Origin of the sequence: Chromohalobacter sp. HP20-39, assembly GCF_033052815.1 — a bacterium.
Classification (GTDB): Bacteria; Pseudomonadota; Gammaproteobacteria; order Pseudomonadales; family Halomonadaceae; genus Chromohalobacter.
Window position 1 is genome coordinate 1 of record NZ_JAWHTP010000318.1, and the last position, 348, is coordinate 348.

1 protein-coding gene is annotated in these 348 nt (G+C 66.1%); it reads right to left on the reverse strand.

All coding sequences use genetic code 11. The features are described from left to right. Window positions 1-348: isocitrate lyase/phosphoenolpyruvate mutase family protein (locus tag RVY79_RS18170; RefSeq protein WP_317465931.1), on the reverse strand; the 348-nt coding region annotated here is incomplete at both ends.

The window sequence follows — 348 nt, forward strand, 5'->3', positions numbered from 1 at the left end:
CCGACCTGGTCTTCCATGTGCACAGCCGCCACACCTGCCTTGATGAACGAGCGAACGGTGCGTGCGATGTTGAAGGCGCCACCCCAGCCGGTGTCGATGTCGACCATCAGCGGCACCTGCACGGCGTCGGTAATGCGGCGCGCGTCGATCAGCACGTCTTCCATCGTGCTGATGCCCAGGTCCGGAATACCGAGTGAGTTGGCGGCCACGCCGCCGCCCGACAGATACACGGCCTTGAAGCCGGTTTGCTCAGCCATCTTGGCGGCGTAGGCGGTAATGGCGCCCACCACCTGCAGCGGTTGGGACTCAGCCACCGCCTGGCGGAATTTGGCGCCGGCGCTGGTGGGG